Source organism: Lacticaseibacillus mingshuiensis, from assembly GCF_016861785.1.
Taxonomy (GTDB): Bacteria; Bacillota; Bacilli; order Lactobacillales; family Lactobacillaceae; genus Lacticaseibacillus; species Lacticaseibacillus mingshuiensis.
This window is the reverse complement of the sequence record NZ_BOLS01000003.1, coordinates 180,187-187,592: the sequence shown is the minus strand read 5'-3', so window position 1 is coordinate 187,592 and position 7,406 is coordinate 180,187. Positions and strand designations below refer to the sequence as shown.

Here is a 7,406-nt window from a genome sequence, read left to right as displayed (position 1 = left end):
TCGCAACGCTCCAAACGTTGCTTTCAGACCGGCCAGATGCGATTTCATGTCCCAAATACCGAGGTGAATAATCCAGGGTAAATTATGTTAAAAGTTGAGACTGTGAATTAACAGACAAAAATCTAAAAATAAATTGTTAATTTAAATATTCTATTTTGTTCTTTGCTAACGCATAGTGCTCAATTCATTCATCTTCGTAACCAACTATATTGAATATTCAGGACTTTCTAAGCGTTCCATTTTGCGCTTTCCGTTTTTGCAAAACCGATAATCGTCACTTTTCTAAAAAGTAAAATGATTTATTGCATTTATGCAAGTTTCCAATATTTTGCCTACATTATTTGGCGGTGATATATTAGCTGAATATGAGAGCCTTTTGGGGAAGACTTTTGACGATGGTCGGAGTAAGTTGTGCGAGATGATCTGCATAACCGGCCGATCTTATAAGCTCGGCGATCTTTATTTGCCGCGCTTTGTTCAAAGCACTCCCTGAAAATGGGGGTGCTTTTTGTTTTATCTCTCATAATAAATTCATAGTCGGGGGGACTAATGATGAGCAACGGAGATAGGAAAGTCCATTTTAAAATGTACAAAGCTGGCAGGAAATGGCTTGTTGCCGGGATCGCCTTATTTGGCATCGGCACGGCCGGCGTGTATGTTGGGACGCAAAGTGCGGCACCGGTGACCGCGGCGGCTGCGGCAACGGATGTAAGTGAGCCGGATACGTCTTTGACGACGGATCTAAATACGTCAAATACGGTTATGCCGGGAGAACCAGAGAAGAATCTGAAGTCGTTCGTTGATGAGGCTGGGACCGCGATCAACGTTAACTATGACAATTTTTATGCTAACTTCCTGTCGAACACAGCAGATAGCAAGGTTGATGTTTCCCGAGTCGGAGACTCCACTTCAGCCCAGATTCTTGTGACGCCGGATACACCTAATCAGTCAGGTAACGTCACTCTTAAAAACAAAATTGACCTGAGTCATGATTTCGAACTTGTTGGCCATGTTGTTGTGACCAATACCACCGGTGCAAACGATGCGGATGGTCTTGCCTTCGGTTTTCATACGGGCAATTCAACCGCTGTTGGGGCAGATGGTGGCTCTCTCGGATTAAGTAGTTCGGACAAAACGAATGGGTCTTTGCCAGATGTCTTTGGGTGGAAGCTGGATACTTTCTCAAATGGGCCAGTTTCTTCAGATAAGGTCAAGGATATGCACTCGGGAGTCGCGAACTATACGGCGGATAAATTTGATGGCACCGAAGAGGGGCAAACCTCTTTTGTTACCTCCAGCAACGGCGGCACCCTCACGACACTCAATGGCGTGGCAACCCATCGAAAAGCTGAAAGCCCTGTCGATGCTCGCAAGAATAACGGTCGAAACGTTGGTGAGCATGCTGTCAATATTTCTAAACCAACACGAAATTCTTCAAACACCATCAAGTTTAATTTGAGCATCGATGCTTCATATCATTACGATGCCACCAATAATAGTGGTGTCTTTTCTGTAGAGGTCACCGACAAAATTAATGGCCAGTCCTGGACTCAAGAGATGCCAGTTCCTGCTGACTTTTTCAACGACGATGGCACCACAAAACCCGTTTCGTTTATCATTTCTGGTTCGACCGGGCAGGAGCATGATAAACAGGTCTTTGTACTTGATCGATTCACCTACGCGCCTGTTGGGGTGACGCAGGTTGTTTTCCATGACGTCGATAATTCGACCGCTGATAAGACACTCGAGTTGCCTGGCCAGCTTGGGAAAACCGCGACGATGGAGGAAAGCAAGGAATACGCCGACCTCTATAACGAATACATTGGCAAAGAGTACAAGGTGGTCAGCGTCGAGGGCGATGGCGACACCAATGAAGATGGCACTCAGGTCACGTTTGGTAGCGGCCAAAAGGTGACCATCAATCTACAAAAGGCAGTCTCGCAAGATTTTGTTTTCTGGGATGATGAAGGTGGCAAGCAGGTTGATACCACTACGACGGTCAAAGGGGATCCGGACGATACAGTCAATTGGACCGCGATGCTGCCGAGTGAGAAGTATGTTTTTGCTGATGGGCAAGAGACAACAGGGACACTGAAACTCAATAAAGGCAGTGAGCCCGTCACTATTCATCTGAAACACAAGCATACGGCTGACACATTCAAGACAACTGATAAGGTGACCTATACCGGCGCGGGAGATAAGACGCCAGCAGATGTAGCAACACCAGTTGAGTGGACACACGACACTGATCTTGTGACTGGTATTCAAACCTGGGCACCCATTGGCAGCAATCTTGACTCGATTGATTCGCCGGTGATCGACGGGTATACCGCTGACCAGAAGACTGTCTCATTTGAAAACCCAACGGCCACGACTGTTGAGCCTACTGATCAAACAAAGACTGTTACTTACACTGCGGACCAAGCAACGTTAACAATTCACTACACAGGTTTGCCAGCAGACAAGACGCCGGCTGATCAGGTGATCACTGGTACAACCGATGCCCCTGTCGGTGATTACACTGTGCCGATGTTTCCGGGGTATACCGCCGATACTTCGAAGGTCCCGACCAATTTTCCTGCAGGTAACACGACTGTAGAAGTACCTTACACTGCGCAGGATGTTGCGCTCAAGGTCTCCTATTTTGACACCGCATTACAGCAACAATTATCGGAGAAGACGATTTCGGGGAAAACAGACCAGCAGGGTGATTACATCGTCACATTACCTTCTGGATATGTCCTGGCTGAAGGCCAAGCAAAGCTGATTTCCTATGTACTGACTGCGGATGATTCTGATGACTTCACCGTGAACCTAACTCATAAGATATCTGAAGGCACTACGACAACTACGCGGACAATCAACTATGTGATCGAGAACGGCGACAAGAGCAAAACCCCGGAGAGCGTTAAGCAAACAGTTACCTACAACACTGTCACCGATGAAGTGACCGGTAAGCCTTTTGCGACGCCTCAGGGCCAATACGATAAAGTCACCTCACCAGACCTTGCAGGCTATACTGCTGATGTGGCAGAAGTGCCAAGCAAACAACCCCAAGCGAGCGCCGTTGATGACCTGAATGCAAATGAGGTTGTCACGGTCACATACACACCTGTCGAGTCACTACTTAAGGTGACGTATATTGACGATGCAACGGGCAAAGAATTGAAAGATCTTAGGACCACCCTCAGCGGCCCAACTGATTCGACGGATACCTATCCTGTCAAATCTGATCTTCCAACGGGTTATAAGCTTGCGAAGAAGCAAGAATCAACTGTTGATTACAAGTTTGAGGCCGACGACTCGGACGATATCACGATTCACCTCAATCACGTATTGACGGAAGGGACTACTGATACCACCCGGACAATCAATTATGTGATCGAGAACGGCGACAAGAGCAAGACTCCAAACAGCGTTACGCAAACAGTTAAGTACAACACTGTCACCGATGAAGTGACCGGTGAAACTTTTGCGACGCCTCAGGGCCAGTATGACGAGCTCATCTCGCCGACCTTGGATGGCTATCAGGTCGATAAACCGGAAGTCGCAAGTGAACAGCCACAAGCCGTAAATTCTGACGATCTCAAAGATGAAACAATCACCGTGACCTATACACCGGTCGAAGAAAGTCTTGAGGTCACATATTTCGACGACGCAACCAAGAAGCAGGTAGGAGGCGTAGTCAAGACTATCAGCGGCTTGACCGATTCGACGGGTACCTATACCGTCGATTCCAAACTTCCGGCAGGTTATAAACTCGCGGCCGGTCAGCGCTCAACAGTCAATTACACGATTACTGCTGACGATTCGGATCACATCACGATTCACCTCAATCACGTATTGGCAAATCCCAACAGCGCGGGACTGGAAGGGAGTTCATTTTTCGAAATGTAGTTTTTTATATCTGAAGTAAAATAATCTAATTTTGCTGGTAAGCTTCATTTGTTGAGAAATAAATATTCTCATGACGGTTCGAGAGCTGAATTAGTGGAAGCGGTCAAACGCTTTTGCGAGTTTCGAATTCAGAAAACCGCGATCATGCGACGGTCTATTTCTCGCACGCAACTTTGGGCACCAAGCCCACATGTATAAGTATGGCATTCGTGGGTCTCCCGCGAATGTCAAGCACGCCGCACAGGCCAGTCGTGGGACACCGGCCTGTGTGATGTCTGCCTGCACCAACGCAACAAGTGAGCCGCAGTGGTTGGGGCTAAGAACTTGTCGCGAAGGCGCAGACGGACGCAATTGTGAACTGACGTCGGAATGATTTTTGGGAGGTCAATCGAATGACAAAACTTGATCATGAAAAAACTTATCGCGTTAAATTGTATAAGAGCGGCCGCAAGTGGGTCGCAGCGGGTCTGACAACGCTGGCCCTGCTGACGGGCGCGGCGTTCATCTCGGGCAACACGCAGACCGTGCGCGCCGATGACGGGCAGACGCAGGTGGCGAGTGATGATGCGCCAACCGTGACCGTTCCAGCAGCTTTTTCTGGGTCGCTGACCACCGCTGATGATCCAGATGCGGTCAAGCTAACAGTGGACTATGTCGATACAACGAATGGTAATAAGGTCGTAGAACATGACCTTGTTGGATATGTAAAAGCAGGCACTTCTGCTGGCTATACGGCCCAGGGCGACAATCTTGTTGTTTTTGGCGGGTATGGGTATTCAACGAATGAGGCCATTGATCCTGAGGCATATAGCTATGCAAGCGGGTCCCCCGACATATCGATCAATGTACCAGCTGACAAAGCTGGTGGATCTTACACCGCTACGTTCCCTCTTGTTGAGAACACTAAAACCGACACCAGTCCCCTCAACATCACGGTGAACTACGCAGGTCTTCCGGCCGACAAGCAGATTGCCCCGCTCAACATCTCGAGTACCTGGCCGACGGTGGTTGGCCGGGCGACTGGCGATATCCATTCGTATACCTATAACACGGACACAACGAGTCAGATCAAGATTCCGGAAGTATACGGCTACACAGCGGACAAGACCCAGGCAGATATTGCGGCAGACATTCAAAAGAATCCGGGTGCCGCGGATTATTCCACAACCGTGACGTATACACCTGATACGCAGTACGAATACCTGTATTTTGCGGATGACGATAACACGGACTATCCTGGGGCTGTCATCGGCTCTCAATTGCTAACAGGCTACACGGATCAAACCACCAATTGGACCGCTAACTTGCCAGCTGGCTATGAACTTGCAGATGGCCAGTCTGGCACTGGCTCGATCACCTTCAGCCCGGATATGGATGGCATCACGATTCACGTCAAGCACAAGCACACGGTGACCCAATACGACCAGACGTTTACGACTAAGTTCGCGGCCGGCGAAGGTGTGGACGCCAGCAAGCTTCCTTCCCCAGTTGTCCAAACGATCAAATGGACCATCGACAAGGACGAGGCCACAGGAATCTACACGCTGACGAGTGATGATGCTGTTTTCGACAGCTTCAAAGTGGATCCGATCGATGTTGGCGACGGTGTGACCTATGTGCCGGATCAAACGGAGGTCCCAACGCGCAGCTCTGAGGATCAGGTAGGGCAGACCTTCACCCAAGATCCAACGGCGGCATTGGCGGCTGCGCCAAATGAACAGACGATCACTTACAACTACACCGCGTTCAAAGAACAGGTGGATCCAACACCGACCTCGGTCACGACGGATCAACTCAATGCGAGTGGCTATGACGACGATGGTCTGCCGCTGATCACGCTCACGATCAATTATGTGGATGTGGATGACGGCAACAAGGTGATCGGCACGGATTCCATCACTGGCAAGCGCGGCTCGACCGGCACGTACACGGTGCAGGGCACGAATCTTGCTGTTTTTGGGGCATATGGTGCTGGCACCCGAGATCGGTACTATTATGCCAATGGAAATACGCTTGAATACACGATTCCGGACAGCGATGGCTCAGTCGATTTTGGGATGAAGCGCGTCATCACGACCCTGAATTATGTCGATGATGACAATGATGGCACAATTGTTGGCTCCGAATCCTATTTCGATACGCCAACATGGACGGCAACCGTTCCGGAAGGATATGAATTAGCGGCGGACCAAGCGGATACTGGCAGTGTGCCGTATAACTCGTATAACCCAAATCAGAGCTTCTCCGTCCACCTGGTTCACCAGAAGACCATTACCTCGGTGACTCAGACCCTGACGACGGATGTGGTGGCCGCAACGGATGACGTGGATGCCTCGAAGCTTCCACAATCAACGACGGAGACGATCAACTGGACGATCACCTATGATGCCGTCACCGGCAAGTATACGGTTTCGACGACCGACCCGACTGTGTTGGATGGCATGACCTTCCCAATCATCAACGTTGGGGATGGCACGACCTATCTACCTGATTTTGGCAGCACGATCACCAACGATTTTTCCGCGCTGAACGGGATGACGTTCGATCAGGACCCAACCGCGATGATCGAGTCGCTGACCGATACCACGACGATCACGTATTACGCGGCTCAGCTGCCGGACACGGGCACTGCCTTCCGCGAGCAAAATGGTGACGGGGTCTACACGACGCCAGCGGACCTCCACGACCAAGGCTACGGCCCGGATGGCTACCCAGAAGGCCAGGTTCCAGATGAAGGCACGAGCTCGCAAACAATCGAGCAAAATGGCGACAGCGTCTCCACAACGCCGGCGGACCTCCACGACCAAGGCTATGGCCCCGACGGTTATCCAGAAGGTCAGGTTCCAGACGAAGGCACAAGCTCGCAAACAATCGAGCAAAATGGCGATAGCGTCTCCACGACGCCGGCGGACCTGCATGATCAGGGCTATGGCCCAGATGGCTACCCAGAAGGACAAGTGCCAGATGAAGGGACCAGCAGTCAGACCATTACCGAAAATGGCGACAGTGTCTCTACAACCGTCGATGAATTGGCGGATAGCGGCTATGATGCCAATGGCAACCCGATCGTCGACAATCACGGCGGCGACGGCACCGATAATGGTGGAAACGGCAATAACGGCAATGGTGGCAATACCGGCGATAACGGAACCGGCACCAACACCAACGGCACCGGCGACCAAACCGGTGATCAGACTGGCGATAAGGGGACTGGCACAACGACGGGCGACCAAGCGACCGGCTCGAACAAAGCTGGCAAGAAGGCCGCAACCAAGAACGACCCGTCCCTGCCACAGACTGGCGATGCCGTGAACCCAGCCATTGCATTGAGTGGGCTGGCACTGATCGGTTTGCTGTTTGGCTTTGGCGCCAAGCGCAAACACGACGCGGAAGACTGATTGCAGCGGGCTGACCGCAACTATGAGCATCAATTAGAATGATCCGAAGATCGCAGAGGTGCGCACTAGACGCCTCTGCGATTTTTTGCGTCCGACCCGATGGACACGGGG

General features: G+C 50.7%; 2 protein-coding genes. Both read left to right on the top strand.

Going from position 1 to position 7,406, the window contains the following annotated elements:
* Positions 1–552 precede the first annotated feature (552 nt).
* Entirely contained in the window at positions 553–3,897 is a 3,345-nt protein-coding gene (locus tag JUE67_RS03345; RefSeq protein WP_203636971.1) for a mucin-binding protein, read from the top strand.
* A 392-nt stretch (positions 3,898–4,289) separates the two neighbouring features.
* Positions 4,290–7,295 carry a KxYKxGKxW signal peptide domain-containing protein gene (locus tag JUE67_RS03340; protein WP_203628464.1) on the top strand — a complete coding sequence of 1,002 codons (3,006 nt, stop codon included), beginning with the start codon at positions 4,290–4,292 and terminating at the stop codon, positions 7,293–7,295.
* Positions 7,296–7,406 lie beyond the last annotated feature (111 nt).

Excerpts from the sequence above, each read along its gene's own strand:
- JUE67_RS03340 (WP_203628464.1), top strand. The coding sequence starts at position 4,290 with ATGACAAAACTTGATCATGAAAAAACTTATCGCGTTAAATTGTATAAG.
- JUE67_RS03345 (WP_203636971.1), top strand. The coding sequence starts at position 553 with ATGAGCAACGGAGATAGGAAAGTCCATTTTAAAATGTACAAAGCTGGC.